The organism is Curtobacterium poinsettiae (assembly GCF_025677645.1).
GTDB classification, from domain to species: domain Bacteria; phylum Actinomycetota; class Actinomycetes; order Actinomycetales; family Microbacteriaceae; genus Curtobacterium; species Curtobacterium poinsettiae_A.
Genome location: NZ_CP106879.1, coordinates 1725285 through 1750163, shown reverse-complemented (window position 1 = coordinate 1750163; position 24879 = coordinate 1725285). Strand labels below are relative to the sequence as shown.

Genomic DNA, 24879 nt, shown 5'->3' with positions numbered 1-24879 from the left:
GAACCCGCTCAGTCCCGGGGTTCGGCGAGGCCCTTGCCGTGCCGCCGGTCCATCGGGACGTCCTGTGAGTCGCACAGTGCGTCCCACACCCGGCGGGCCTCGATGCCGGCGGCGAGGGCGTCCACGGCAGAGCGACCGCCCAGCCCCTCGAGCACGACGTCACGGGTGACCACGGAACCGTAGGCCTCTCCGAACACCTGGTCGACGGCTCGCCAGAACTCACTCACGCGCATCCGACCAGCCTAGGCGCGCGGTCGTGGGCCGGAACGCAGAACGCCCCCGCCGGGAAGGACCGGCGAGGGCGTTCGGTGGGGTGCGCTCAGCGCACCGCGAGGTCGTTGTCGAACTCGGCGACGAGGTCGTCCGGGAGCGTGTCGGGGACGGGGGTCAGCCCCTCGACGATCGCGAGGCGGTCACCCACTTCGCGCATGATGGTCGAGATGGGCGTGTCCAGCGCATCCGCGACGGACGCGAGGATCTCCGAGCTGGCTTCCTTCTGCCCGCGCTCGACCTCACTGAGGTACCCGAGCGCGACACTGGCCTTGGACGCGACCTGACGGAGGGTCCGGCCCTTCTGCAAGCGGAAGTCCCGGAGCACATCGCCGATTTCCTGACGAACGAGAACCATGAGAACTCCTCCTCTCTGTCGTCTCCGCGCCCGCTCGGTCCGGTGGATCGAGTTCGGGTTCAGCAACAATAGCGTTGCCGGTTGCAGCATGTTAGCCAGGCTGGCTGCCGTACTGCTGGAGATTTCGTGAGATGTAACCCAGTGGAAACGGGACCTATTCCCGGCCCCGGACCTCGGACGACATCCGTGCAAGGAGTTCGGAGACGGTGGCGTGCCGGATTGCTCCCCGGTCGCCGTCGAGGTGCAGCTCGAAGGCCTCAGCCCCCGCGGCGGAGGCGATCCCCACGTACACGGTGCCGACGGGCTTGCCGTCCTGCGGGTCCGGGCCGGCGACGCCCGTCGTGCTGATCCCCCACGTCGCGGGTTCCCCGTCGACGGACAGCGCGATCCGGACACCGGCGGCCATCTGCCGGGCGACCTCCGGGTGCACGGCGCCCTCGGCCTCGAGCAGCTCCGCCGAGACCCCGAGCACGGAGTGCTTCACGGGCGTCGCGTAGGCCACGACGCCGCCCCGGACGACGGCGCTCGCGCCCGGCACGTCGACGAGCGTCGCGACGACGAGGCCCCCGGTCAGCGACTCCGCCACGGCGAGGGTCTCGCCCCGCGCCGTCAGTTCGGCGATGAGCCCCGGTGCGACCGGGACGGGAGGCGCGGCCTGCGTCGAGCGGTCGGGCCCGGTCATGCGGTGGTGCGGTTGTGCTTCCATGCCTGCCAGAGGTAGTCGATCCCGCTCAGGATCGTTGCCAGGAACGCGGCCGTCATCAGGATGCCGTTGACCCAGTGCGCCCAGTCGCCCACCAGGTTCCACCACGGGAACAGCGCGGCCGTCAGGGCGACGGCCTGCAGTACGGTCTTGATCTTGCCGCCGCGGCTGGCCGGGATCACCCGGTCGGAGAGCACCGCGAACCGGAAGACCGTGATGCCGATCTCGCGCACCATGATCAGCACCGTCACGTACCAGGGCAGCTCGGCCAGGATCGACAGCGCGACGAGCGCACCACCGATGAGCACCTTGTCGGCGATCGGGTCGACGAGCTTGCCGAAGTCCGTGACCAGGTTCTGCCGACGGGCGATGATGCCGTCGGCGCTGTCCGTGACGATGGCCACGACGAAGACGACCGCGGCCCAGATGCGCAGCGGCCCGTCGTTGCCGGCGTCCGTGAGCAGCAGGACGAAGAACAGCGGCGCCATGAGGATGCGCACCACCGTGATGATGTTCGCGACGTTCGCGGTCGACGCGGGGCCGGGGCCCTTGCGCAGCAGCCGCCCGCGCCACGGGAACCGTGCGCCGTGCGTGGTGTTCGTGCTGTCCGAGGCGGTCATCGCCGTCACTCCCTGCCCGTCAGTCCCCACGCGTCCTCATCGGGCTCGTCGTGGACTTCATCGTACCCGCGGGTCATGTCCCCGACGGGGTCTGCTCCGTAGCGGTCGCCGTCGCCGGACGGCGTCGGGGCCGGCGCTGCCGGAGCGGCCGCGGCGGGCGGCTCCTCGCCGCGGAGCTTCGCGAGCACCGCGGGCAGCTGGTCGGCGGTCACCAGGACGTCGCGGGCCTTCGACCCTTCGGACGGCCCGACGATGCCGCGCGACTCCATCAGGTCCATCAGGCGACCGGCCTTGGCGAAACCGACGCGGAGCTTGCGCTGCAGCATCGACGTCGAGCCGAACTGGGTCGACACGACCTGCTCGACGGCCGCGAGCAGCAGTTCGAGGTCGTCACCGATGTCGGCGTCGATCTCCTTGCGCTCGACCACGGCCTGGACGTCCTGGCGGTACTCGGGCTGCGCCTGCCGCGTTACGTGCTGGACGACCTCGGCGACCTCACCCTCCTGCACCCAGGCGCCCTGCACGCGGAGCGACTTGGACGAGCCCATCGGCAGGAAGAGCGCGTCGCCCTGACCGATGAGCTTGTCGGCGCCCGGCTGGTCGAGGATGACGCGGGAGTCCGTGACGCTCGTCACCGCGAAGGCGATGCGCGACGGCACGTTCGCCTTGATCAGGCCGGTGATGACGTCGACCGAGGGGCGCTGCGTCGCGAGCACCAGGTGGATGCCGGCGGCGCGGGCGAGCTGGGTGATGCGGACGATCGACTCCTCGACGTCACGTGGCGCCACGAGCATGAGGTCGGCGAGCTCGTCGACGACGACGAGCAGGTACGGGTACGGCTTGAGCTTCCGCTCACTGCCCGCCGGCAGGACGATCTCGTTGTTCTCGATCGCCTTGTTGAAGTCGTCGACGTGGCGGAACCCGAACGACGCGAGGTCGTCGTACCGCATGTCCATCTCCTTCACGACCCACTGCAGCGCTTCGGCCGCCTTCTTCGGGTTCGTGATGATGGGCGTGATCAGGTGCGGGACACCGGCGTAGATCGAGAGCTCGACGCGCTTCGGGTCGACCAGGACCATGCGGACCTCGGACGGCTTCGCGCGCATCAGCAGCGACGTGATCATCGAGTTGATGAACACTGACTTGCCGGAACCGGTGGAGCCGGCGACGAGCAGGTGCGGCATCTTCGCCAGGTTCGCGACGACGAAGCCGCCCTCGACGTCCTTGCCGACGCCGATCGTCATCGGGTGCTTCGACTTCCGGGCGGCGTTCGAACGCAGCACGTCGCCGAGCGAGACGATCTCACGGTCGGTGTTCGGGATCTCGACGCCGATGGCGCTCTTGCCCGGGATCGGCGACAGTATGCGGACCTCGTTCGAGGCGACCGCGTAGGACAGGTTCTTCGACAGGGCCGTGACGCGCTCGACCTTGACGCCGGGGCCGAGCTCGATCTCGTACCGGGTCACCGTCGGCCCGCGGGAGAACCCGGTGACCTTCGCGTCGACCTTGAACTCGGTGAGCACCCCGGTGATCGCGGCGACGATGTCGTCGTTCGCCTGGCTCCGCGCGACCGAGGGCGTTCCGGAGCTCAGCGTCGTGGCGGCGGGCAGTCGGTAGGGCTTCGACGGATCGTCGTCGGCACCGGCGGCGGCCGCGCTGAGCTCGGCGGCGGCGTCGATGTCCTCTGGCTCGTCGACGATCTCGGGCTCGGCCAGCACCTCGGGCACCGCGGGACGGATGTCGGCGGTCGGCTCCGGCCGCGCGGGGACGTCGGTGCCGAACGCGCGGAGGGCCTGCTCGGCGTCCTGCAGGTCCTGCTCGACGGAGTCGTTGAGGTTGACCGACGCGGGCTCGGCCGGCGTGAGGTCGACGAGCCCGGCGGCTGCACCGGCGTTCGGGCTCACGGCGGGCGCAGCGGGCACGACGGGCGCAGCTGGTGCGACCGCAGCGGCAGCCGGGGCGACCCCGGTGGCCGGGGGCAGCACGGGGCTGTCGTACGCCGGGTCCTCTTCGCGGCCGGACTTGTTCCGGCGCCACCACGGCACGTTGTCGCCCCCGGCCTCGGCGTCGGCAGCGGCCGGCTCGTCACCGAACCCGAGGTCGTCGAACAGCTGGAAGTCGGTGTCGCCCTTCTTGCCGCGCTTCGACGTGCGGGCGCGGGCGGCGGGCTCCGCCACGGCGGCGGCGTCGGCCTCGGGTTCTGCTGCGGGGGCCGGGGCGCCGAACAGGTAGGCGTAGAGCTCGTGCAGGCGTCGCCCGAGCTTGTTCGGCGGCGTCTTGGTGATGATGAAGAGCGAGAGCACGAGCAGCACGATCGCCACGGGGACGGCCACCCAGGCGGTCGCGATCGTCACGAGCCAGCCGATGACCACCCAGCCCAGCACCCCACCGGCGGCGGCCAGCGCGGGCATGCCGTCGGCCGCGCTCGGTCGGCCACCGAAGACGTGGCAGAGCGAGGCGATCGACACGATCAGGATGCCCAGGCCGATGCCGATCCGGGTGTTGTCGTGCACCGAGGCCGGGTGCCGGAACAGCCACCCGGCGAACACGATCATGATGACGGGCAGGGCGAACGCCAAGCGGCCGAACAACCCGCCGAACGTGTACGCGTCGAGTGCGACGGAGACGCTGTTGGTCGGGTTGAGCCACTCGACGACCCCGCCGGCGATGGCCAGCAGGAACAGCAGGAACGGGAACCCGTCGCGCCGCTGGTCCTTCTCGAGGGTCTCCTTGCCGAGCAGCCGGAACATCGCGCCGACGCCGTGCGCCATCGCGAGCCAGAAGGTCACGAGCGGGTTCTGCTCGCGGAACACCGGCGTGGGTGCGGCCTGCGGCAGCTTCTTCGTCGTGGCCTGGGTGCGCGACGAACCGCGCGTCCCGTTGCCACGGGACGACGTGGACGCGCGCGAGCGCGTGGTCGACTTGGTGCCTCCGGCCATGGGCAGAACCCTAACGCCCGCTCAGGACAAACGCAGGAAGGCCCGCCGCAGCGTCCGTGACGGACGCTGGACGGGCCTCCCGGGCCGGACGGACGCGAACGCGAGCGTGCCCGTGAACGGGCGCTACGCCTCGATGACCACCGGGACGATCATCGGACGACGACGGTGCTTCGTGTTCACCCAGCGACCGACCGTGCGACGGACGACCTGCGCGAAGGCGTGCGAGTCGCGCGTGCCGTTGGCGGCGGCCTCGGAGATCGCCTTGGCGATCTGCGGGCGGACGTCGTCGAACACGGAGTCGTCCTCGGCGAAGCCGCGCGACTGGATCTCCGGACCGATCACGCACTGCCCGGTGGTGAAGTCCACCGCACAGAAGATCGAGATGAAGCCCTCTTCCGACAGGACGCGGCGGTCCTTCAGGTCCGCGTCGGTGATCTCGCCGACGGTGGAGCCGTCGACGTAGACGTAGCCGATGTCGAGCTGGCCGGCGACCGTCGCGACGCCGTCCTTCAGGTCGACGACGATGCCGTCCTGCCCGAGGATCACGTTGCGCGGCGGGACACCCGTCTGGATCGCCAGGTCGGCGTTCGCGTACAGGTGGCGGTGCTCGCCGTGGACGGGGAGCACGTTGCGCGGCCGCAGGATGTTGTAGCAGTAGAGCAGCTCGCCGGCAGAAGCGTGTCCGGAGACGTGCACCTTCGCGTTGCCCTTGTGCACGACCTTCGCGCCGAGCTTGGTCAGCCCGTCGATGACGCGGTACACGGCGTTCTCGTTGCCCGGGATGAGCGACGACGCGAGGATGACGGTGTCGCCCTCGCCGATCTCGATCTGGTGCTCGAGGTTCGCCATGCGCGCCAGGACGGCCATCGGCTCGCCCTGCGACCCGGTCGACATGTAGACGATCTGGTCGTCGGGGACGTTCTTCGCCTTCTTCGTGTCGATGAGCACGTTCTCCGGCACCCGCAGGTACCCGAGGTCGGCGGCGATCGTCATGTTGCGGATCATCGAGCGCCCCATGAACGCGACCTTGCGGTTCGCTGCCGCGGCGGCGTCGAGGACCTGCTGCACGCGGTGCACGTGCGACGAGAAGCTCGCGACGACGACCTTCTTGCGGGCGCGCATGATGATGTTCTCGAGCACCGGGCCGATGTCGCGCTCCGGAGCGGTGAAGCCCGGCACGTCGGCGTTCGTGGAGTCCGGCAGGAACAGGTCCACGCCGGCCTCGCCCAGACGGGCGAACGCACGGAGGTCGGTGATGCGGTCGTCCAGCGGGAGCTGGTCCATCTTGAAGTCACCCGTGTGCAGCACACGACCGGCGGGGGTCGTGATCGCGACGGCCAGGGCGTCCGGGATGGAGTGGTTCACGGCGACGAACTCGAGGTGGAACGGGCCGATCTGCTCGGTCTGGTCCTCGGCCACGACGAGCGTGTACGGCTTGGTCCGGTGTTCCTTGAGCTTCGCCTCGACGAGCGCGAGGGTCAGCGTGGAGCCGATCAGCGGGATGTCGTCGCGGAGCTTGAGCAGGTACGGGACGGCGCCGATGTGGTCCTCGTGGCCGTGCGTGAGCACGACACCGAGGACGTCGTCGAGGCGGTCACGGATCGGCGAGAAGTCCGGCAGGATCAGGTCGACACCGGGCTGGTGCTCCTCGGGGAACAGCACGCCGGCGTCGACGATGAGCAGCTTGCCCTCGTACTCGTAGACGGTCATGTTGCGACCGATCTCGCCGAGGCCCCCGATGGGGACGACGCGGAGGGTGCCGGCTTCGAGCGGCTGCGGTTCGGAGACTTGTGTGGGCATTCGGTCCTACGGATTCGGGCGACGCGCGTGCTGCGCGCCGCGGTGTTCGCTAGCGGGTGGTGCCTGGCACCTTCGGTAGTGCACCGCCGGCCGCCGCGTTGCGGTCGGGGCGGAAGTTCGAGAAGTCGGCGCCGGGCACGTCGCGCACGGCTTCGAGGGAGGTCTCGATGGCGTACGCCTCGGAGTCCTCCGGGCCGACGAGCGGCAGTCGGACGCGCGGACTGCCGATGCGGCCGAGCCCGTGCAGGATGTACTTCGCGGCCACGGTACCGGGAACGTGCGTCATCACGGCGCGGACGAGCGGCTCGAGTCGCTTGTGCTCGGCCGTCGCGGTGGCCAGGTCGCCCCGGTTCACGGCGTCGACGATGGTGCGGTACGGCGCGCTCGTGATGTTCGCGGTCACGCCGATCAGGCCGGTGGCGCCGATCGACAGGTGCGGGAGCACGTTCGTGTCGTCGCCGGAGAAGTACATGAGGTCGGTGTTGTTCAGCACCCGCGAGACCTCGGCGAAGTCGCCCTTGGCGTCCTTCACGGCGAGGATGTTCGGGTGCTTCGACGCACGCAGGATCGTGTCGTACGTGATCGGGATGCCGGTGCGGCCCGGGATGTCGTACAGGATCACCGGCAGGTCGGTGGCGTCCGCGATCATCCGGAAGTGGGTGAGGACACCCGACTGCGTCGGCTTGTTGTAGTACGGCGTGACGATCATCACGCCGTCCGCGCCGGCCTGCTCGCTCTGCTTGTACAGGTGGATCGCGTGTGCGGTCTCGTTCGAGCCACCGCCCGTGATGATCTTCGCGCGGCCGGCCGCGACGGACTTGCCGACCTCGACCAGACGGAGCTTCTCCGGGTCGGTCAGCGTCGACGTCTCGCCGGTCGTGCCGGTGACGACGATGCCGTCGGCGCCGGCGGTGATGCAGTCGTCGATGTGCTGCTCGACGCCGGGCCAGTCGACCTCGCCGTCGGCCGTGAACGGGGTCACGAGGGCGACGAGGACCTGACCGAAGGGATTCTCACGCGGGGACACGGGCACCAGCGTACCGGGGATGCGCGCGAGGACCGCCGTCCGTGTGGACGGTGGACCGCCTGCGGCGCGACCGGGAGGCCCGGATCACGTCCGTCACGCCGGTCACGCCCGGCCCGTGCGCGCGCTCAGGCGCGGCGCTGCCACTCCAGGAACCGGTAGCGGGTGCCGCCGTTCCGGGATTCCTGCCACGGGCCCTCGTCGGTGAGCTTCCAGCCGGCCGCCTCGCCGAGCACCGGTGCGACGGTGTCGCCGGGCACGTCGACGTCGATGAGGGTCTCGGAGACGTGGTCGGCCGCGTCGAGTGCGGCGGCGTAGACCTGACCGCCCCCGATCACCCACACGGTCTCGTCGGCGCCGTCGGCACCCTCGAGCGCGGCCTGCAGGTCGTGCACGGCCTCGGCGCCGTCGGCGGTCCACGTCGTGTCGCGGGTGAGCACGACGTTGCGCCGACCGGGCAGCGGCCGGAAGCGCTCGGGCAGGGACTCCCAGGTGCGCCGGCCCATCAGCACGGTCGCGTCGCCGGTGACCTGCTTGAAGTGCGCCAGATCTTCGGGCACGTGCCAGGGCATGCCGCCGTCGGCACCGATGACACCGGTGGTCGAACGGGCCCAGACCATGCCGATCATCAGACGGCGACCGCGGCCTTGATCGCCGGGTGGTGCTCGTAGCCGACGACGGTGAAGTCCTCGTACTCGTAGTCGTCGATCGAGTCGCGCGCAGCGAGTTCGAGCGTCGGCATCGGGTACGCCGTGCGGGACAGCTGCTCCTCGACCTGTTCGACGTGGTTGTCGTAGATGTGGCAGTCGCCGCCGGTCCAGACGAAGTCGCCGACCTCGAGCCCGGTCTGCGCCGCGATCATGTGGGTCAGCAGCGCGTACGAGGCGATGTTGAACGGGACGCCGAGGAACATGTCGGCGCTCCGCTGGTAGAGCTGGCACGAGAGCTTGCCGTCGTTGACGTAGAACTGGAAGAACGCGTGGCACGGGGCGAGCGCCATGTCCGGCACGTCGGCGACGTTCCACGCCGAGACGATGAGCCGGCGGCTGTCCGGGTTCGTCCTGATCTGGTCGATGACCTGGGCGATCTGGTCGACGTGCTCACCCGAGGGGGTGGGCCACGAACGCCACTGCACGCCGTACACCGGACCGAGGTCGCCGTCGGCGTCCGCCCACTCGTTCCAGATCCGGACACCGTGCTCCTGCAGCCAGGTGGCGTTGCCCTCGCCGCGGAGGAACCAGAGGAGCTCGTACGCGACCGACTTGAAGTGCACGCGCTTCGTGCTGACGAGGGGGAACCCCTTCGACAGGTCGTAGCGGAGCTGCGCGCCGAACAGGCTGCGGGTGCCGGTGCCGGTGCGGTCGCCCTTCGGCGTTCCCTTGGTCAGGACCCGGCGGAGCAGGTCTTCGTAAGGGGTCGGGACGGAGGCGTCGGGCTGTACGGTCTCGCTGTCGGTCACACACAGAAGCCTACGTCGGTGTGAGTAGCGTTGCGGGCATGCCCGACACGACGGAACAACCGCTCTCGATCCTGGTGGCCGGCTCGTCCGGGTTCATCGGAACGCCCCTCGTCCGCGCCCTGCGCGCGGCGGGGCACCACGTCACCACGCTCGTCCGCCGCGAAGCGCGCACCGCGACCGAGTTCCGCTGGGCGCCGGGGCGGCGTCCGCTCGACCCGGCGATCCTCGACGGAGCCGACGTGGTGATCAACCTGGCGGGCGCGAACATCGGCAAGCTGCCGTGGACGGACGCCTACCGCGGGGAGATCCGCAGCTCGCGCATCGACGCCACCGACACCCTGGTCGAGGCGATGCGGCACGCCGCCACTCCCCCGGCGCTGTTCCTGTCGGGCTCGGCCTCGGGCGTGTACGGCGACCGCCCGGCCGACGTGCTGCAGGACGACGCCGCCCCGGGCACGGGGTTCCTCGCCGACGTCTGCACCGCGTGGGAAGCCGCCGCGAACGCCGCTCCCGCCGGGGTCCGCGTCGTCACGCTCCGCACCGGCATCGTCATCGGCAAGGGCGGCGGTGCACTCGCGCCGCTCGTCCCGCTGACGAAGCTCGGCGTCGGCAGCCGGCTGGGCACCGGTGGCCAGCACTGGCCGTGGATCGCGCTCGAGGACGAGGTGGGCGCGATCGTGCACCTGGCGACCGCGGCGCCCGACGTCTCCGGGCCGGTGAACCTGGCGGGCCCTGAGCCCGTCGTCGCCGACCGCATCACGAAGCACGTCGCCGAGGTCCTGCACCGCCCGTACCTCTTTCGGATCCCCGAGTTCGCCCTGCGCCTGGCACTGCGGGACGCCGCCGACGACATGCTCCTGTCGAGCCAGCGGATGGTCCCCACGAAGCTGCTCGAGTCCGGCTACACGTTCCGGTACACGCAGGCCGCGGACGCGATCGACGCCGTCTTCTGATCCGACGCCGGCCCCGGGGTCAGCGGTCGGCGGCGCGCGCCAGGGCGGTGCGCATCGCCGATCGTGCACGCTTGCGGTCACCGGCGGCGTCGTAGACCACGCCGAGCCGGTACCAGGCACGCCAGTCGGCCGGGTCCTGCTCGACCGCGTCGCGGTACCGCGGGAACAGCTCGTCGGCGGCATCGCGGATCGGCCGGCCCGACGGCCGCACCGGGACGACGTCGTCCGGGGTGCCGCCCTCGGCCTCGAGCCGCGCGCCGAGCCGGGTGATGCGGATGCCGAAGCGGAACTCCAGCACGAGCAGGAGCGCTCCGATCGCGGCGACGACGAACAATGCGACACCGATGCCGATGCCGATCGGGATGCCGGTCGCGATGAAGGCGACGGCGCGCTGGCCGACCAGCACGATGTACAGGGCGAGCAGCACCGCCATGAGCGCCGCGCCCCAGAACGGCGAGCGGATCGTGCGTCCGGCCCGCTCCATCCGACTCATGATGCCTCAGCCGATGCCGAGGACGCTGCCGAGGCCCACGGTGAGGCCCCGCGCCGACACCACGTCCGCCAGCGCCGCACGGATGCCCGCGACGTAGGCGACGTCGTCGTTGGTGTCGTGTCGGATCGTCAGCGTCTCGCCGGGGCCGCTCAGCACGACGTCCTGCACGGCCTTCACCCCGGGCAGGCGGAGCGAGTGGACGGGCACGCTGGCGACCTGCTGGCCGCGGGCGCGCTGGTCGACGTGCGGGGCGTCGACGGGACCGACCTCGCGCCGGGCGTCGGCCATCAGCTCGGCGGTGCGCACCGCGGTGCCCGAGGGCGAGTCGATCTTGCCGGCGTGGTGGGTCTCGACGATCTCGGCGGCGGGGAACCACGGAGCCGCGATCGTCGCCAGGTGGGTGCCGAGCACGGAGCCGATCGAGAAGTTCGGGACCACGAGCACCCCCTGGTCCGGACGTTCCTGCAGCGCGGTGCGGAGCTTCGCGAGCCGGTCGAGCGACCAGCCGGAGGTGCCGACGAGCACGTTCGCGCCGCTCGACAGCGCGTTCTCCACGATCGCCGGGCTGAGCGACGGCACCGTCACGTCGACCACCAGGGCCGCGCCGCCGAAGACCGACGGCGGCGCCTCGTGCGCGTCGTCCTTCGACGACAGACGGGCGACGAGCTCGAACTCCGGGAGTTCCTCGACGACGGACGCGACGAGGCCCCCGAGACGACCGGTGGCGCCGACGACGGCGACGGGAGTGACCATGCGGTCCATCCTAGGATCGACGCATGTCAGTCGAGGTCAGGATCGTGCCGGCCGATCTGCCCGAGGTCGACGCGCTGCTCGACGCGTACCTGGACGAGCGCGAGGCGACGTTCCCGAGCGCGCAGGGCACGTACTCGCGGAAGCGCACCCCCGCGGCCGAGTTCACGCCGCCGAACGGGGTGTTCGCGGTGGCGTACGACGACGGCGTCGCGGTCGGCTGTGGCGGCCTCCGCCGGATCGCGGACGGGGTCGACACGTCCGGTGCCGTCGACGTCCGGTTCGAGGTCAAGCACGTCTTCGTGGCGCCACCCGGGCGCGGCCAGGGCGTCGCGACGGCCGTGATGGACCTGCTCGAGCGGGCCGGCGCCGGCCTCGGTGCGACGAGCATCGTCCTCGACACGAACGACTCGCTGGTGGCGGCCGGCGCGATGTACCGCGGCCGCGGGTACCAGCGGGTCGAGCCGTTCAACGAGAACCCGAACGCGACCGCCTGGTACCGCAAGCCGATCGTCTGAGCCGCCACGGGCCTCCCGGCCGCGCCGTCGCACGACAGGACGGGCAGCCGCTAGACCGGCTGGTCGACCGGCAGACCGGTGCGCAGCTCCACCGGAAGGTGGGCCAGGTCGTTCAGCGTGACCACCTCGGCGGGCTTCGCCGAGCGGATCCGGATGATCGTGAGGGCGGTGTGCGCGACGTTGGTGCCCATCCACCGCCACTCGGGGGCCTGGAACGCCTCGCGCACGAACCAGCCGATCACCGCGTTGTGGGTGATCAGCAGGTCGTGCCGGTCCTCCCGCGCCGGGGTGAACCACTCCGACACGGCGTCGCCCATCTGGGCCTGCCCGGCGACGATCTCCTCTTCGGTGATGCCGCCGTACCAGCCCTGGTAGGCGTGCGGCATGTCCGGGGTCGGGCCCGACGGGATGCAGTCGAACAGCAGTGTCGAGGGCTCGGGCTGGATCGACGGCAGGCGCTGCGACAGGAACGCGGCGGTCTCGCTCGGGGCCTCGAGCGGCGAGTGGTACACGCCGTCGAAGGGCACGCCGCCGAGACGGTCCGCGATCAGGGTCGCCTGACGCTTGCCGCGTTCGGAGAGCTTGCCGTCCCGCAGGCCGTGTTCGGCGTCCTGGTGTTCGCCGTGCCGGACGAGGTACAGGTAGTGCGACATGTCCGTGCTCAGCTGCCGATCCCGGTCGCCGCGGCGTGCTCGTCCTGCTGCACGGCACCGACCACCGAGGTGATCGTCGGCCGGGTGAGCAGGTCGCGCGCGAGTTCGAGCACCCCGCCGGTCGTGACACCGTCGACACGCTCGAGCGCCGTGGACAAGTCGGTGTACTCGCCGGTGCCGAGCTCGGAACGGCCGAGCCGGGTCATGCGGGCGTCGGAGTCCTCGAGCGAGAGCGTCAGCGCCCCCTCGATCTGGCCCTTGGCACGTCGGAGCTCGTCGTCGGTGATGCCGTGGTCGACCATCCGGCGGAACTCGGCGTCGATGATGTCGATGACACCCGCGACGTTGTCCGGGGCGCAGCCCGCGTAGACACCGAAGGCACCGTTGTCCAGGTACGCGGGGGCGAACGACGACACCGCGTAGGCCAGACCGCGGCGCTCACGCACCTCCTGGAACAGCCGCGAACTCATGCCCCCACCGAGCACGGCGTTCAGGACACTGAGCGAGGGACGGCGGTCGTCGCGCAGGTCGAGGCCCTGCGAGCCGCGGAGCATGCTGACCTGCTCGGTCGGGCGGTGCACCACGGTCAGCTTCGCCTCGACCGGGTCGGCGACGGTCTCGGGGGTGCGGCGCGGCAGCGGCTCGGCGTCGGGGGCGTCGTCGAAGACGCCGGCGACGAGCTCGCAGAACCGGTCGTGGTCGACGGCACCGGCGGCGGTGACGACGATGCCGTTCGGCGCGTAGTGCTCTCGGTAGTGGGCCAGCACCTCGTCGCGCTGGACCGCACGGATGCTGTCCGGGGTGCCGCCGATCGGACGGCCGAGGGGGTGCCCGCCGAAGGCCGCGGCGAAGAACGCCTCGCCCGCGACGTCGGCCGGGTCGTCGGCGGCCATCGCGAGCTCTTCGAGGATGACCCCGCGCTCGACGGCGAAGGCGTCCGGTTCGAGCACCGAACCGGTGACCATGTCACCGATGACGTTCACGGCCATCGGGACGTCGGTGTCCCGGACCCGTGCGTAGTAGCAGGTGTACTCCTTGGCGGTCGCAGCGTTGTGCTCACCGCCGACCGAGTCGAACGCGATGGCGATGTCGAGCGCCGACCGGGTCTCGGTGCCCTTGAAGAGCAGGTGTTCGAGGAAGTGGGTCGACCCGAACTGCCCGTCGCGCTCGTCGCGCGAACCGACGCCGACCCAGAACCCGATGCTCGTCGACGCGGCACCCGGCACCGCCTCGGTCAGCACACGGACACCCGAGGGCAGCACGGTGCGACGGACGAAGGCCCCGCCGGACGTCAGGAACGACGTGTCCGGGGCCCCGAGCGGCAGTGGCACTGGCTGGTTCATCGCAGACGAGCCTACTGATCCGGCGATGCCCGCCGCCCAGTTTCCCGGTCCGGGACGCGTGCCACTCGAAGTGGGGTACAAGAAATGTGGACAGACCGACTCGTCTGTCTGTCCTCCTTGTGCTACTGTTGGCCACGCCGGATCGAAAGCCCCCCTAAGTTCCGATCCGGCGGCTCGGGACATCAGTCCTGCGCGACCACCGAGTCCCCCCACTCCGGTCGCGGAGCCGATGAGTCCGAGGAGTACACGCTGTGACGGTCGATTCCCCCCAACCGGCCGTCCAGCGTCTCCCCGGCCCGAGCACGAACCTCGCGTCGCCGGACGGGTCGAGCGTCCCCCCGACTCCCCGCTCCGGCGGCGCGAAGGTCCGTGTCCTCGAGACCGCCACGCGACTCTTCTACGAAGAGGGCATCCAAAGCGTCGGCGTCGACCGTCTCATCTCCGAGGCGAGCGTCACGAAGGCGACGTTCTACAAGCACTACGGGTCGAAGGACAACCTGATCCTGGCCTACATCCGCACCCAGCACGAGCGTGCGCAGGAGCGGATGGAGCATCTCATCGCCGACGCCGGCTCCCCCGAGCGGGCCGTCCGTGCGTGGGTCGCCGCACTGGCCGACGACGTCAACGACCCCGCCTTCCGCGGCTGCGCGTTCCTGCACGCCGCCGCCGAGTACCACGACCCGCGCGACCCGGTCCGCCAGGTCGTCGCCGTGCACCGCGACTGGTACACCGAGCGACTCGCGACCCTGCTGCAGGAGGCCGGACACCCCCTTCCCGGCGACGGTGCCGACGAGCTCATGCTCGCGCGCGACGGTGCGATGGCCGGCGCGTACGCCGGTGACGCGATCGCCGCCACGGCTGCGCTCAACCGCGTGGTCGACCGGGTGCTCGCGGGCTGACGCCGCCTCGTCGCTGTCGCTGTTGCTGTCGCGTTCGGCTGTCACCCTCGCGGGAGCGACAGATCACCGCGAACAGTTCGCGGCATCCTGTCGCCGTCGCGGCACCGACGCGCCCTCGCGACGCGGATCTGTCGCTTCCGCGGGGCGGTCGAGGCGACCGCAGGCGGACGGGAGGCCCGTGGCGGGCCCGTACCGTGCCTCCAGACCGTCGTGTGCGAACCCCCACAGCCCCGAGCGCGCACCGAGCGCGGCCCGAGCCGGCGGGTGTTGGCTTGGGGCATGGCCAACGACCCCAACTGGAACCTGCCCGACGTCCCGTCCTTCACCCTGACGAGCCCCGACTTCACCGACGGAGGCGAGCTGCCCACCTCGGCACGCGGCTCCGACGTCGGCGGCGAGGACCGCTCCCCCGCACTCGAGTGGTCGGACGCACCCGAGGGCACGAAGAGCTTCGTCCTGACCGTCTACGACCCCGATGCCCCGACCGGTTCCGGCTTCTGGCACTGGAGCCTGACCGACATTCCGGGCTCGACGACCTCGCTCCCCGCAGGCGCCGGCACCGACGATGCCCTGCTGCCCGCCGAGGCGCTCCGCCGCCGCAACGAGTTCGGGACGGACACGTTCCTCGGAGCCGCTCCGCCCGCGGGCCACGGTGTGCACCGCTACTTCTTCACGCTGAGCGCCCTCGACGTCCCCGTGCTCGAGGTCCCCGCCGACGCGACCCCCGCGGTCGTGGGCTTCATGCTCCGCGGGCACCTGCTCGGGCGCGCGCAGCTCATGGGCACGCAGGAGACCCCCGCGGCCTGACCGGCACGAGGCACCCACGCACGCCCCCGCAACGCCGAACGGCCGCCGCCCCGGAAGGGACGGCGGCCGTTCGTGCGTCAGGACGCGGAGAGGATCAGCCCTCGGCCGGGTCCTCGGCGTGGGCGCGGACCGTCTCGGCCGAGGTGGAGTCACCCTCGGTCTCGTCGGTCACGACCGGCGCGAGCGACAGCTTGCCGCGGTCGTCCACCTTGGTGACCTCGACGAGGACCTTCTGACCGACGCCGAGCACGTCTTCGACGTTCTCCACACGCTTGCCACCGGCGAGCTTGCGGACCTCGGAGACGTGGAGCAGACCGTCGCGGCCCGGGAGCAACGACACGAAGGCGCCGAAGGTGGCGATCTTCACGACGGTGCCGAGGAACTGGTCCCCGATCTCCGGGTTGGTCGGGTTCGCGATCGCGTTGACCTGGGCACGAGCGGCCTCGGCCGACGGACCGTCGACGGCGCCGATGTAGACGGTGCCGTTGTCCTCGATCGAGATGTCGGCACCGGTGGTGTCCTGGATGCCGTTGATCGTCTTGCCCTTCGGGCCGATCAGCTCGCCGATCTTGTCGACGGGGATCTGCACCGAGATGACGCGAGGAGCGGTGTCCGCCATCTCGTCGGGGGCGTCGATGGCCTCGTTCAGTACACCGAGGATGGCCGAGCGGGCCTCCTTGGCCTGCTTGAGCGCGGCGTCGAGGACGGACGAGGGGATGCCGTCGAGCTTCGTGTCCAGCTGGATGGCCGTGACGAAGTCCGAGGTGCCGGCGACCTTGAAGTCCATGTCGCCGAGGGCGTCCTCGGCACCGAGGATGTCGGTCAGCGCCGCGTAGCGGGTCTGGCCGTCGACGGTGTCGGAGACGAGGCCCATCGCGATGCCCGCGACCGGGGCCTTGAGGGGCACACCGGCGTTGAGCAGCGAGAGGGTCGAGGCGCAGACGGAACCCATCGACGTGGAGCCGTTCGAGCCGAGGGCCTCGGAGACCTGACGGATCGCGTAGGGGAACTCGTCGCGCGACGGCAGCACCGGAACGAGGGCGCGCTCGGCGAGGAAGCCGTGCCCGATCTCGCGACGCTTCGGCGAACCCACGCGGCCGGTCTCACCGGTCGAGTAGGGCGGGAAGTTGTAGTGGTGCAGGTAGCGCTTCTTCGTGACGGGCGACAGCGAGTCGATCTGCTGCTCCATCTTGAGCATGTTCAGCGTGGTGACGCCGAGGATCTGCGTCTCGCCGCGCTGGAAGATCGCCGAACCGTGGACGCGCGGGATCACGGCGACCTCGGCGTCGAGCGGACGGATGTCGGCGAGGCCGCGGCCGTCCATGCGGACCTGCTCGGTCAGGATGCGACCGCGGACGACCTTCTTCGTGACCGACTTGTACGCACCGCTGACCTGGCCGTTGGCGCTCTCCGGCAGCTCGCCGGCCTCGACCTTGGCCGCGATGGCCTCCTTCACGCGAGCCTTCAGGGCGTCGTCCTTGTCCTGACGCTCGAGCTTGCCGGCGATCTGGTAGACGTCCTTGAGCTCGTCGAGCGCGATGGCCTCGACGGCGTCGTAGACCTCGGGCGCGTACGGCGGGAAGACCGGGTAGTCCTGGATCTCCTTGGCCGACTGCGCCGCCATCTTGGCCTGCGCCTCGACGAGGACCTTGAGGAACGGCTTCGCCGCCTCGAGACCCTGGGCGACGATGGCCTCGTCGGGCTTGGTGGCGCCGCCCTGGATGAGGTCCCAGGCGTGCTCGGTGGCTTCCGCCTCGACCATCATGATCGCGACGTCCTCGTTGCCCGCTTCGTCGGTGACGACACGACCGGCGACGGTCAGGTCGAACACGGCATCGGCGAGCTGCGAGGCCTTCGGGAACGCGACCCACTGGTCGGTGCCGTTGGACCCCGGGATGAGCGCGAGGCGCACACCGGCGATCGGGCCGGAGAACGGCAGACCGGAGATCTGCGTCGACGCGGACGCGGCGTTGATCGCCAGCGCGTCGTAGAACTCGTCCGGAGCGATGCTCAGGACGGTGATGACGATCTGCACCTCGTTGCGGAGGCCGTCGACGAAGGACGGACGCAGCGGCCGGTCGATCAGACGGCAGACGAGGATGGCCTCGGTCGACGGGCGGCCTTCGCGACGGAAGAACGAACCGGGGATCTTGCCGGCGGCGTAGGAACGCTCCTCGACGTCGACGGTCAGCGGGAAGAAGTCGAATCCTTCACGCGGGTGCTTGCCGGCGCTGGTGGCCGAGAGGAGCATCGTTTCCTCGTCCAGGTACGCGGCGACCGCGCCCTGGGCCTGCTGCGCGAGCCGACCGGTCTCGAACCGGACGGTGCGCTTGCCGTACTTGCCGTTGTCGATGACGGCTTCGGCGAACTTGATCTCGGGACCCTCCAAAAGGGCGCCTCCTTGATGTGTGTTCGGCAGGCCGTGGCGACGGCACTCGATGGTGCGTGCGCGCCGATCGTTCCGGACGCATGTCTGGCCAGCAGTAGAAGCACTCGGGAAACCGTTCCGGCCCGCGAGCCACCACCGATGACCAGCTCCGTGCCCGGCCTGCGCAGTGTTGTGTGTGACGTCCGGGGAATGAGTCCTCGGACACGATGGACTTTACCAGTCCACAGGCTGTCAGCGGCGCGGCTCGCAGGACTCCTGGTGAACATCGGTAGCCTGCCGGCATGCGCCTCACCCCCTCGCGGGGCGTGCTCGTCGCGGCCGCCGTGGTCGTCGGCGCGCTCGTCGCCCCGGCCCTGACCGCTGCCCCCGCGAACGCCACCGAGTACCCCACGTGGCAGGACGTCCAACGCGCCAAGGGCAACGAGACCGCGAAGCGCGCCGAGGTGCAGAAGGTGCAGGCGGCACTGCAGTCGGCGCAGGACGAAGCGGCCGCGAAGTCGCAGGCCGCCCTGGTGGCCTCGTCGAAGGCGGACGCCGCCGAGGCGGAGTTGGCGTCGGCCACCCAGGCCGCCACGAGCCTCCAGGCCCAGGCGCAGCACGCGAGCGAGACGGCGGACCGGGCCCAGCAGCGGGCCGGCCAACTGGCCGCGAACCTGTACCGCGACGGCAGCACGAACCAGATGACGACCCGGATCGCGACCGCGAAGGACCCGGACCAGCTGCTGTACCAGCTCGGCGCCCTCGACCAGCTGTCGGAGACCTGGTCCGGCGTCATGGACGAGGCGTCCGTCGCGGCCGGCACGGCGTCGTCGCTGCACGAGCAGGCCGAGCGGGCCGAGACGGAGCGCGCGACGCGCGCGCAGGCGGCCGAGGAACGCTCGGCCGCGGCGAAGTCGGCGGAACAGGCGGCGGACGCCGCCGTCGAGTCGACGGAGCAGCACAGCGACGAGCTGTACGCACAGCTCGCGTCGCTCAAGGACAGCACCGCGAAGCAGGAGGCCGGGTACGAGCTCGGCCAGCGGGTCGCCGCGCAGAAGGCGGAGCAGCAGCGCAAGCGGGCCGCAGCGGCGGCGGCCGAGGCGGCGGCGAACGCAGCCGCGGCGAACGCCGGCAGCAGCGCCTCCAGCGGCGGTGCCACGAGCGGCGGCACCGGCTCGTCCTACCCGAGCACCGGGGGCGTCGCCGTGGACCCCGCAGCCGCACAGGCCTACGCACGGAGCGCGCTCGGGTCGTACGGGTGGGGCTCCGACCAGTTCTCGTGCCTGGTGTCGCTCTGGACGCAGGAGTCCGGGTGGCGGGCGAACGCCCTGAACGCCTCGAGCGGCGCCTACGGCATCCCGCAGTCGCTGCCGGCCGAGAAGATGGCGGTCGCCGGAGCCGACTGGCGCACCAACGCGAACACGCAGATCGACTGGGGGCTCGCGTACATCAAGAGCGCCTACGGCTCACCCTGCGCGGCGTGGGGCCACGAGATGAGCGTCAACCCCCACTGGTACTGAGCGCCGGGCCGGCCGGGCGCCGGTCTCCGGCCGCTCACCGCTCCACCAGTCTGAGCGCCTGCAGGGGGCACATCGCGACGGCGTCGGCCGCAGCGGCCCGCTCGTGCGGACGGACCGGGACGTCGCGGGTGCCGGCGCCGGAGGCACCGGGGTCGCCCGGGCTGCCGGCGCGGGCACCGGGACCGCCGGCCCGGGCGATCGGGTAGCCCCACTCGTCGCGCTCGAGCCGTTCGGCGAACAGTTCGGTGCAGAGTCCCCGGCCCCGACAGCGCGTCCAGTCGACGTGCAGCGAGACGTCGCCCGCGGCCGCACCCCCGCTCACCGCGCACCCCCGCGCTGCAGCAGGCACCCGCCGCCGAGGTGCGCCTGCACGTCGTCGTGGAACACGTCGAGTGCGCTCCGCACCATCCGCGCCACCCCGTCCGGGTGGTGACACGCCCCTCGACCGTCGACCAGCGCGGCGACCCGACGCACCTCGCCCGCCAGGTCCCCGGCTGCTCGCCCGGAGGCGACGCTCCCGACGCCGGCTCGTCCCGACGCCAGGTCCCCGACGACGTCGGCGATCCGCGGCAGCCCGTTCACGCACGGTCCGCACCGTCCGGCCGACGCTCCGGCGAGCGCCGTCGCCAGCCGTGCCGTCACCGCGATCGGGCAGGTCCGGTCATCGAGCACGGCGAGCACGCCGACCCCGGGCACCGCACCCCACCGAGCCAGCCCCTCGGGGTCGAACGACGCGTCCAGGGCCGCGGCGGGCAGCCACGTCCCGCCCCATCCGCCGACCAGCACGGCGCGTGCGTGCGCCGGATCGGTCACCGGCAGCCGGGAGGCCCGCAGCAGTTCCCCGAGCGGCGCACCCCCGGCGGTCTCCAGCACCACCGCGGTGGTCGGGTCCGTCACGTCGCTCACCGTGACGAGCCGGGTGCCTGGTGCACTCGTGCTGCCGACGCCCCGCGCCCACGCCGCACCGAAGCGCACGACGAGTGCCGCCTGGGCCAGGGTCTCGACGTTCGACACCAGGGTCGGTCGCCCGCTCGGCCCCCGTTCGGCGAGCCGCACCACGCGGTCCTCGGGCAGACCCCGCCCACCGGCGACGGCCGACGCGAGGGCGCTGGCCTCCCCGGAGACGAAGGACGCGTGGGGCAGGACCCGCACGCTGATCGGGACCGGGCCGGCGCCGCGGTCGGCGCGTTCCGCCAAGGCCCGACGGACAGGACCGGCGAGTCGGTCGCTGGTGGCGAGGACGGCCTCGGACGCCCCGATCGCGGCGGCCGCGACGACGATGCCGTCGAGCACCAGGTGCGGTGCGCGCTCGAGCAGGACGGCGTCCTTGCGGCTGGCGGGTTCCCCCTCGGCGCCGTTCGCGACCACGAGGGGCGCACCCCGGCCCCGACGGCGGCCGCGGGCGGTCACTGCGGCGAGCTTCCGGGCGAGCGGGAAACCGGCTCCGCCGCGACCGTCGACGCCGGCGCGTCCGAGTTCGTCGACCACCCACGGGCCGAGTTGCGGCATCGGGCCGAAGGCGTCCTCGTGGTCGATGCGCGCCGGACCGGGTGCGGCCAGGAGCCGTCGGGTGCCCGTGGGCGGGACGACGGTGCGGGGGTGGGTCAGGGTCATCGGACGACCTCCAGCTTCGCGGAACGGAACTCGGTGACACGGGCGGTGCAGCGCCAGACGACGGCGGCGACGACGGCCGCGGTGCAGCCGCCGGCGAGCACGAGGAACCACACGGAGGTGCCGTCGGTCCCCGTGCCGACCGCGTGGGCCAGGGCGATCGGCCACATGGCGTAGGCCGCCCGGTGCACGGCGCGGAAGACCCGCGGGCCGATCGCACGACGGAGCAGTGCGGTGACGACGAGCACGACGAGCAGGTCGACGGCCAGGGTGCCGAGCCCCAGCCAGAACCACCGGTACGCGCCGACGAACGGCACGACCGTGTCGAGCGGGCGGAGCTCGGCCTCGGTGTCGAGCAGCAGCGACCCCACGTGCACCGCGACGAACACGGTGGCGGCGAGGGCGACGTCCCGGTGCACGAGCTGCACGGCGAACCGGGGCAGTCCGGGCAGCGGTCGTCCACCCCTGGTGACGATGCCGAGGAGCACGGTGAGGGTGAGGAGCAGGACGGCGGTGACGCCGGTGCCCCGGCCGACCACCCAGAGCGCGGTGTCCATCAGGCGACCGCCGATCGGTCGTCGTCGGGCCGCTCGTCGGGCTGCTCGTCGGCGTGCTGGTCGTCCGTGCCCTGGTCGTCGGGCCAGCCGCCGAGCCGCACGACCGTGCCGTCGGCGGCGACGAGCCGGGCGGCGCGTCCGCTCCGCCGGAGCCACTCGGCGGCGGTGCGACCGCGCACGACGGCGGCGGTCGTCATCGTGTTGGCGGTGGTGCACGACGGGGCGACGACGGTCACCGTGCGCCAGACCGGCTCGGCGGGCAGACCCCACCGTGGGTCGAGGATGTGGTGCCGGGTGGTGCCCTCCTGCTCCCAGCGGCGCTTCTGCGTGCTCGAGGTCGCGACGGACCACCCCGAGGCGATCCGGACGTGGTCGACCGGGTCACCCTCGAGGTCCTGCACCCGCACCTGCCAGCCGCCGGACGGATCCGGGCCGGCGGTCGCGACGTCGCCGCCGAGCGACACCAGCGCACCGATGCCGAGCCGCGCGGTGATGCTCGCCGCAGCCATGTCGGCGGCAGCGGCCTTCGCCGTGGCACCGAGGTCGAGCGTGACGCCCTCGGGGATGCGCAGGAACGTGCCCGACAGCAGGATGCGCTGCCACGCCGGACGGTCGTCGAGTGCACGCGACAGGGCCTCGGGCGACTGGACCGGCCGGGCGTCGGCGAAGGCAGCGTCGTACCCGAGGGACACCATCCGGCGCCCGAGGGTCGGATCGACGTCGCCGTCGGAGAGCCGCGCTGCGTCGAGCGCCTGGTGCACGAGTGCGGCGAGGAGCGGCGACACCTCGGTGCCACGCACCAGATCGTCGGCGCGTGCGGTGAGTTCGGAGTCGTCGCGGAATCGGCTGCACGCGGCGTCGACGGCGGAGGTGACCCGCCGGACGCAGGACTCCGCGGCGGCGAGGTGCCGACGGTCCCGGTGGTCGAGGACGACCCGGGCGGTCGTGGTCCAGAGGTCCCACTCGGTGGTGGCGCGCACGGTCACGACCCCGTCGTCGTGGTGTCGGAGGTCCCGCCGGTGGTGCCCTGCGAGACGCCGGTGTCCGAGTCGGTCGTGTCCGAGTCCGTCGTACCGGAGTCGGTCGTTCCGGAGTCGGTCGTCGAATCGGTCGCGGGGTCGGTCGGCTGGCTCGACGAGTCGGTGTTCGTGCTCGTGTCGGCGCTGCTGCTGGACTCACTGCTGCTGGAGCTGCTCGTACTCGTGTCACTGCTCGTGCTCGCCTGCTCGTGCCCGAGCCAGAGCCCCGCACCGGTGACCATCGCCACCACGAGCCCGCCCGTGCTGACGAGTGCACTCGTGATCCGTGCGGATCGCCTGCCGCTGCCTCTGGTGTCCATCGGTCCTCCTCGTCGTCATGACGAGGTTCCCGAGGGCACCGATGAGCGAGCCGCGCACCCGCCGCGCACCGACCGTACGAACCCTGTGGTCCGCCTAAGAGCACGCGCCCCCGGCGACGGCGGCGGCGACGAGCCCCCGGGTCAGTGGCCGAGGTCGCCGAGCAGGCTCGCGAAGTCCGGGGTCGCGGGGAGCGCGTCGGCTTCCCGCGGCGCCCGCCTGGAGGCCCGGATCGCCCAGGCCAGGTCGGCTCCGGCCCGGCGGATGCGACCGTCCAGGGCGGCCGCGTCACCGTCGGTCCCCCAGTCGTCGGTCGCGGCGAAGACCCCGGTGGGCACGATCGCTGCGCGCAGGTACGCGAAGACCGGCCGTACGGCGTGGTCGATCGCGAGGGAGTGCCGCGAGGTCCCGCCGGTGGCACCGAGCAGGACGGGCATGTCGGCCATCGAGTCCTTGTCGAGCACGTCCAGGAACGACTTGGCCAGTCCGCTGACGCCGGCGGTGAAGATCGGCGTGACGAACACGACGGCGTCTGCCTCGACCACGGCGGCCATCGCTGCGGAGAGCGCCGGGGCAGCGAAACCGGTGAGCATCGCGTCGGTGATCTCGTGCGCGAGCGGCCGGAGCTCGACGTGCACGACGTGTGCCGGGGTGCCCTCGGCGACGAGCGACGCCACGGCGGCCTCCCCCAGACGGTCGGCGAGCAGGCGGGTGGAGCTGGGCTCGGAGAGCCCGGCGGAGACGACGGCGATGGTGGTCATGATGCTTCCCGACTTTCGATGCGTTTGCATGAACATAGCATCCAACCCGGTTCTGCTCGCAACCATTCCCGTCCCCACGGCCCGCACCTGGAACGAAGAACGCCCCGGTCCTCACGAGGAGGTCCGGGGCGTTCGGTCAAGCGTGTGTCGGTCGACTAGCGACGCAGGCCGAGGCGCTCGATGAGCGTGCGGTAGCGGGCGATGTCGACGTCGGAGAGGTAGCCGAGGAGACGGCGACGCTGACCGACCATGAGGAGCAGGCCACGACGCGAGTGGTGGTCGTGCTTGTGCTCCTTGAGGTGCTCGTTCAGGTCGTTGATACGACGCGTCAGAACGGCGACCTGGACCTCGGGGGATCCGGTGTCGCCCGGGTGGGTCGCGTACTCTTCGATGATCTCCTGCTTGACCTGTGCGTCAAGTGCCATGGTGATCCCCTTCCTGTCCGTTGCGCGGTGCCCGTGCCTGATGCACGAGCGCTCTTTGTCCGCGGCCGTTCGACGGCAACCGCACAAGACTACCAGAGTCCTAGGCGGTCCTGGGGTGCAGACGGCGTCGGCGGCGACGCTCCGGCAGCAAACTGCGGACGAGTCCGACCAGCGTCGCACCGAGCAGTCCACCGAGGCCGTTCGACAGCACGTCGCGCGGGTCCGCGACCCGGTACGGCAGGTAGGTGGCCTGCGCGAACTCGATGCCAGTGGACAGCGCGACCGCGACGAGCGCGCCGAGGATCCACCAGCGCCGGGGCAGCCACAGCGCAGCGAGCATCCCCACGGGCACGAACATCGCGATGTTCGCGAGGAACTCGGTGCGCTCGTACGTGAACCAGGCTCCGTGCGGCAGCTGCTGCACCCAGGCGATCGCGTGCAGCACGAGCGAGTTCTGGGCCGAGGTGAAGACCTGCGGGGTCAGCGTCATCCGCCAGATCACCCAGGCGTAGCCCGCGGTCAGGGCGAGGAGGAGGAGTCGACGGAACATCCGCACAGTGTGCTGCACGGTCCTGCGCGGTCGCTGGAGCGCTCCTGTCAGCCACCGGCACGACGCCTGGGTGATCACGGACCGGCCCTGGTCAGGACTCCCCCGCACCTGTCAGCATGGGTCCGGGCGCGCTCGGCGTCCGCACCCCCCCGACACCGCAC

General features: G+C 71.5%; 27 protein-coding genes. 5 read left to right on the top strand and 22 right to left on the bottom strand.

Annotated features, from left to right (window positions below; all coding sequences use genetic code 11):
* Positions 1-8: 8 nt before the first annotated feature.
* The 9 genes from OE229_RS08500 to OE229_RS08460 form a co-directional block, all read right to left on the bottom strand.
* Positions 9-233 carry a DUF3046 domain-containing protein gene (locus OE229_RS08500; RefSeq protein WP_259581135.1) on the bottom strand — a complete coding sequence of 75 codons (225 nt, stop codon included), beginning with the start codon at positions 231-233 and terminating at the stop codon, positions 9-11.
* Between the two features lie 86 nt (positions 234-319).
* Positions 320-628, bottom strand: coding sequence for a helix-turn-helix domain-containing protein (locus OE229_RS08495; RefSeq protein ID WP_027464765.1), 309 nt, complete (start codon positions 626-628; stop codon positions 320-322).
* Positions 629-782: 154 nt separating this feature from the next.
* Positions 783-1310 carry a CinA family protein gene (locus tag OE229_RS08490; RefSeq protein WP_110864739.1) on the bottom strand — a complete coding sequence of 176 codons (528 nt, stop codon included), beginning with the start codon at positions 1308-1310 and terminating at the stop codon, positions 783-785.
* The gene (gene pgsA, locus OE229_RS08485) at positions 1307-1951 is read right to left on the bottom strand and encodes a CDP-diacylglycerol--glycerol-3-phosphate 3-phosphatidyltransferase (protein WP_164941245.1); all 645 of its coding nucleotides are present in this window, start codon (positions 1949-1951) and stop codon (positions 1307-1309) included. Before pgsA ends, OE229_RS08490 begins: the two co-directional genes overlap by 4 nt.
* Before the next feature lie 5 nt (positions 1952-1956).
* Positions 1957-4890, bottom strand: coding sequence for an FtsK/SpoIIIE family DNA translocase (locus OE229_RS08480; protein ID WP_262137420.1), 2934 nt, complete (start codon positions 4888-4890; stop codon positions 1957-1959).
* Positions 4891-5013: 123 nt separating this feature from the next.
* Positions 5014-6690 (bottom strand): ribonuclease J, encoded by a 1677-nt coding sequence (locus OE229_RS08475; RefSeq protein WP_262137418.1) that lies wholly within the window; start codon positions 6688-6690, stop codon positions 5014-5016.
* Positions 6691-6739: 49 nt separating this feature from the next.
* Entirely contained in the window at positions 6740-7717 is a 978-nt protein-coding gene (gene dapA, locus OE229_RS08470) for a 4-hydroxy-tetrahydrodipicolinate synthase (protein ID WP_182066693.1), read from the bottom strand.
* Between the two features lie 125 nt (positions 7718-7842).
* On the bottom strand, positions 7843-8343 hold the full coding sequence (locus OE229_RS08465) for a dihydrofolate reductase (protein WP_262137417.1): 501 nt from the start codon (positions 8341-8343) through the stop codon (positions 7843-7845).
* Complete coding sequence (locus OE229_RS08460; RefSeq protein WP_262137415.1) at positions 8343-9173, bottom strand: thymidylate synthase; 831 nt, start codon at positions 9171-9173, stop codon at positions 8343-8345. Before OE229_RS08460 ends, OE229_RS08465 begins: the two co-directional genes overlap by 1 nt.
* Before the next feature lie 38 nt (positions 9174-9211).
* Here OE229_RS08460 and OE229_RS08455 point away from each other — a divergent pair, with 38 nt between their 5' ends.
* A complete protein-coding gene (locus OE229_RS08455; protein ID WP_263345244.1) occupies positions 9212-10126 on the top strand; it encodes a TIGR01777 family oxidoreductase in 915 nt (304 codons plus the stop codon).
* Positions 10127-10145: 19 nt separating this feature from the next.
* Here OE229_RS08455 and OE229_RS08450 read toward each other — a convergent pair whose 3' ends face one another.
* On the bottom strand, positions 10146-10610 hold the full coding sequence (locus OE229_RS08450; protein ID WP_017885925.1) for a tetratricopeptide repeat protein: 465 nt from the start codon (positions 10608-10610) through the stop codon (positions 10146-10148).
* A 15-nt stretch (positions 10611-10625) separates the two neighbouring features.
* Positions 10626-11372: a 4-hydroxy-tetrahydrodipicolinate reductase gene (locus OE229_RS08445; protein ID WP_262137414.1), complete on the bottom strand. Its 747-nt coding sequence runs from the start codon at positions 11370-11372 to the stop codon at positions 10626-10628.
* A gap of 23 nt (positions 11373-11395) precedes the next feature.
* Between OE229_RS08445 and OE229_RS08440 the strand changes: the two genes are divergently transcribed.
* Entirely contained in the window at positions 11396-11887 is a 492-nt protein-coding gene (locus OE229_RS08440; protein WP_262137412.1) for a GNAT family N-acetyltransferase, read from the top strand.
* Positions 11888-11937: 50 nt separating this feature from the next.
* Here OE229_RS08440 and OE229_RS08435 read toward each other — a convergent pair whose 3' ends face one another.
* Together OE229_RS08435 and OE229_RS08430 are read right to left on the bottom strand one after the other, a co-directional pair.
* Positions 11938-12540, bottom strand: coding sequence for a histidine phosphatase family protein (locus OE229_RS08435; protein ID WP_027464756.1), 603 nt, complete (start codon positions 12538-12540; stop codon positions 11938-11940).
* Between the two features lie 8 nt (positions 12541-12548).
* A complete protein-coding gene (locus OE229_RS08430; RefSeq protein WP_262137411.1) occupies positions 12549-13883 on the bottom strand; it encodes a M16 family metallopeptidase in 1335 nt (444 codons plus the stop codon).
* A gap of 251 nt (positions 13884-14134) precedes the next feature.
* Here OE229_RS08430 and OE229_RS08425 point away from each other — a divergent pair, with 251 nt between their 5' ends.
* A complete protein-coding gene (locus tag OE229_RS08425; protein WP_262137409.1) occupies positions 14135-14782 on the top strand; it encodes a TetR/AcrR family transcriptional regulator in 648 nt (215 codons plus the stop codon).
* Positions 14783-15061: 279 nt separating this feature from the next.
* Positions 15062-15589, top strand: coding sequence for a YbhB/YbcL family Raf kinase inhibitor-like protein (locus OE229_RS08420; protein WP_209133383.1), 528 nt, complete (start codon positions 15062-15064; stop codon positions 15587-15589).
* A 94-nt stretch (positions 15590-15683) separates the two neighbouring features.
* Here the strand turns inward: OE229_RS08420 and OE229_RS08415 are convergent, their stop codons facing one another.
* The gene (locus OE229_RS08415) at positions 15684-17978 is read right to left on the bottom strand and encodes a polyribonucleotide nucleotidyltransferase (RefSeq protein WP_209133385.1); all 2295 of its coding nucleotides are present in this window, start codon (positions 17976-17978) and stop codon (positions 15684-15686) included.
* Positions 17979-18259: 281 nt separating this feature from the next.
* On the opposite strand from OE229_RS08415, the gene OE229_RS08410 reads away from it, so the two are divergent.
* On the top strand, positions 18260-19477 hold the full coding sequence (locus OE229_RS08410) for a coiled-coil domain-containing protein (protein WP_262137407.1): 1218 nt from the start codon (positions 18260-18262) through the stop codon (positions 19475-19477).
* A gap of 34 nt (positions 19478-19511) precedes the next feature.
* Here OE229_RS08410 and OE229_RS08405 read toward each other — a convergent pair whose 3' ends face one another.
* From OE229_RS08405 to OE229_RS08370, 8 genes are all read right to left on the bottom strand, one after another.
* Positions 19512-19799 (bottom strand): ferredoxin, encoded by a 288-nt coding sequence (locus tag OE229_RS08405; protein ID WP_262137405.1) that lies wholly within the window; start codon positions 19797-19799, stop codon positions 19512-19514.
* Positions 19796-21091: an NADH-ubiquinone oxidoreductase-F iron-sulfur binding region domain-containing protein gene (locus OE229_RS08400; RefSeq protein ID WP_262137404.1), complete on the bottom strand. Its 1296-nt coding sequence runs from the start codon at positions 21089-21091 to the stop codon at positions 19796-19798. The genes OE229_RS08405 and OE229_RS08400 overlap by 4 nt, the downstream gene beginning before the upstream one ends.
* Positions 21088-21645 (bottom strand): ferric reductase-like transmembrane domain-containing protein, encoded by a 558-nt coding sequence (locus OE229_RS08395; RefSeq protein ID WP_262137403.1) that lies wholly within the window; start codon positions 21643-21645, stop codon positions 21088-21090. Before OE229_RS08395 ends, OE229_RS08400 begins: the two co-directional genes overlap by 4 nt.
* A complete protein-coding gene (locus tag OE229_RS08390; RefSeq protein ID WP_262137401.1) occupies positions 21645-22631 on the bottom strand; it encodes an FAD:protein FMN transferase in 987 nt (328 codons plus the stop codon). Before OE229_RS08390 ends, OE229_RS08395 begins: the two co-directional genes overlap by 1 nt.
* The gene (locus tag OE229_RS08385) at positions 22628-22984 is read right to left on the bottom strand and encodes a hypothetical protein (protein ID WP_262137399.1); all 357 of its coding nucleotides are present in this window, start codon (positions 22982-22984) and stop codon (positions 22628-22630) included. The genes OE229_RS08390 and OE229_RS08385 overlap by 4 nt, the downstream gene beginning before the upstream one ends.
* Before the next feature lie 141 nt (positions 22985-23125).
* Positions 23126-23743, bottom strand: coding sequence for a CE1759 family FMN reductase (locus OE229_RS08380; RefSeq protein ID WP_262137398.1), 618 nt, complete (start codon positions 23741-23743; stop codon positions 23126-23128).
* Between the two features lie 155 nt (positions 23744-23898).
* Complete coding sequence (rpsO, locus tag OE229_RS08375) at positions 23899-24168, bottom strand: 30S ribosomal protein S15 (protein WP_017885935.1); 270 nt, start codon at positions 24166-24168, stop codon at positions 23899-23901.
* Positions 24169-24268: 100 nt separating this feature from the next.
* Positions 24269-24718: a VanZ family protein gene (locus tag OE229_RS08370; protein ID WP_084741173.1), complete on the bottom strand. Its 450-nt coding sequence runs from the start codon at positions 24716-24718 to the stop codon at positions 24269-24271.
* Positions 24719-24879: the final 161 nt, after the last annotated feature.

What these genes read in the sequence shown, in the direction of transcription:
- OE229_RS08500 (WP_259581135.1), bottom strand. Translation starts at nt 233, where the DNA reads ATGCGCGTGAGTGAGTTCTGGCGAGCCGTCGACCAGGTGTTCGGAGAG.
- OE229_RS08495 (WP_027464765.1), bottom strand. Translation starts at nt 628, where the DNA reads ATGGTTCTCGTTCGTCAGGAAATCGGCGATGTGCTCCGGGACTTCCGC.
- OE229_RS08490 (WP_110864739.1), bottom strand. Translation starts at nt 1,310, where the DNA reads ATGACCGGGCCCGACCGCTCGACGCAGGCCGCGCCTCCCGTCCCGGTC.
- pgsA (WP_164941245.1), bottom strand. Translation starts at nt 1,951, where the DNA reads ATGACCGCCTCGGACAGCACGAACACCACGCACGGCGCACGGTTCCCG.
- OE229_RS08480 (WP_262137420.1), bottom strand. Translation starts at nt 4,890, where the DNA reads ATGGCCGGAGGCACCAAGTCGACCACGCGCTCGCGCGCGTCCACGTCG.
- OE229_RS08475 (WP_262137418.1), bottom strand. Translation starts at nt 6,690, where the DNA reads ATGCCCACACAAGTCTCCGAACCGCAGCCGCTCGAAGCCGGCACCCTC.
- OE229_RS08465 (WP_262137417.1), bottom strand. Translation starts at nt 8,343, where the DNA reads ATGATCGGCATGGTCTGGGCCCGTTCGACCACCGGTGTCATCGGTGCC.
- OE229_RS08455 (WP_263345244.1), top strand. Translation starts at nt 9,212, where the DNA reads ATGCCCGACACGACGGAACAACCGCTCTCGATCCTGGTGGCCGGCTCG.
- OE229_RS08450 (WP_017885925.1), bottom strand. Translation starts at nt 10,610, where the DNA reads ATGGAGCGGGCCGGACGCACGATCCGCTCGCCGTTCTGGGGCGCGGCG.
- OE229_RS08445 (WP_262137414.1), bottom strand. Translation starts at nt 11,372, where the DNA reads ATGGTCACTCCCGTCGCCGTCGTCGGCGCCACCGGTCGTCTCGGGGGC.
- OE229_RS08440 (WP_262137412.1), top strand. Translation starts at nt 11,396, where the DNA reads ATGTCAGTCGAGGTCAGGATCGTGCCGGCCGATCTGCCCGAGGTCGAC.
- OE229_RS08435 (WP_027464756.1), bottom strand. Translation starts at nt 12,540, where the DNA reads ATGTCGCACTACCTGTACCTCGTCCGGCACGGCGAACACCAGGACGCC.
- OE229_RS08430 (WP_262137411.1), bottom strand. Translation starts at nt 13,883, where the DNA reads ATGAACCAGCCAGTGCCACTGCCGCTCGGGGCCCCGGACACGTCGTTC.
- OE229_RS08420 (WP_209133383.1), top strand. Translation starts at nt 15,062, where the DNA reads ATGGCCAACGACCCCAACTGGAACCTGCCCGACGTCCCGTCCTTCACC.
- OE229_RS08410 (WP_262137407.1), top strand. Translation starts at nt 18,260, where the DNA reads ATGCGCCTCACCCCCTCGCGGGGCGTGCTCGTCGCGGCCGCCGTGGTC.
- OE229_RS08400 (WP_262137404.1), bottom strand. Translation starts at nt 21,091, where the DNA reads ATGACCCTGACCCACCCCCGCACCGTCGTCCCGCCCACGGGCACCCGA.
- OE229_RS08395 (WP_262137403.1), bottom strand. Translation starts at nt 21,645, where the DNA reads ATGGACACCGCGCTCTGGGTGGTCGGCCGGGGCACCGGCGTCACCGCC.
- OE229_RS08385 (WP_262137399.1), bottom strand. Translation starts at nt 22,984, where the DNA reads ATGGACACCAGAGGCAGCGGCAGGCGATCCGCACGGATCACGAGTGCA.
- OE229_RS08380 (WP_262137398.1), bottom strand. Translation starts at nt 23,743, where the DNA reads ATGACCACCATCGCCGTCGTCTCCGCCGGGCTCTCCGAGCCCAGCTCC.
- rpsO (WP_017885935.1), bottom strand. Translation starts at nt 24,168, where the DNA reads ATGGCACTTGACGCACAGGTCAAGCAGGAGATCATCGAAGAGTACGCG.
- OE229_RS08370 (WP_084741173.1), bottom strand. Translation starts at nt 24,718, where the DNA reads ATGTTCCGTCGACTCCTCCTCCTCGCCCTGACCGCGGGCTACGCCTGG.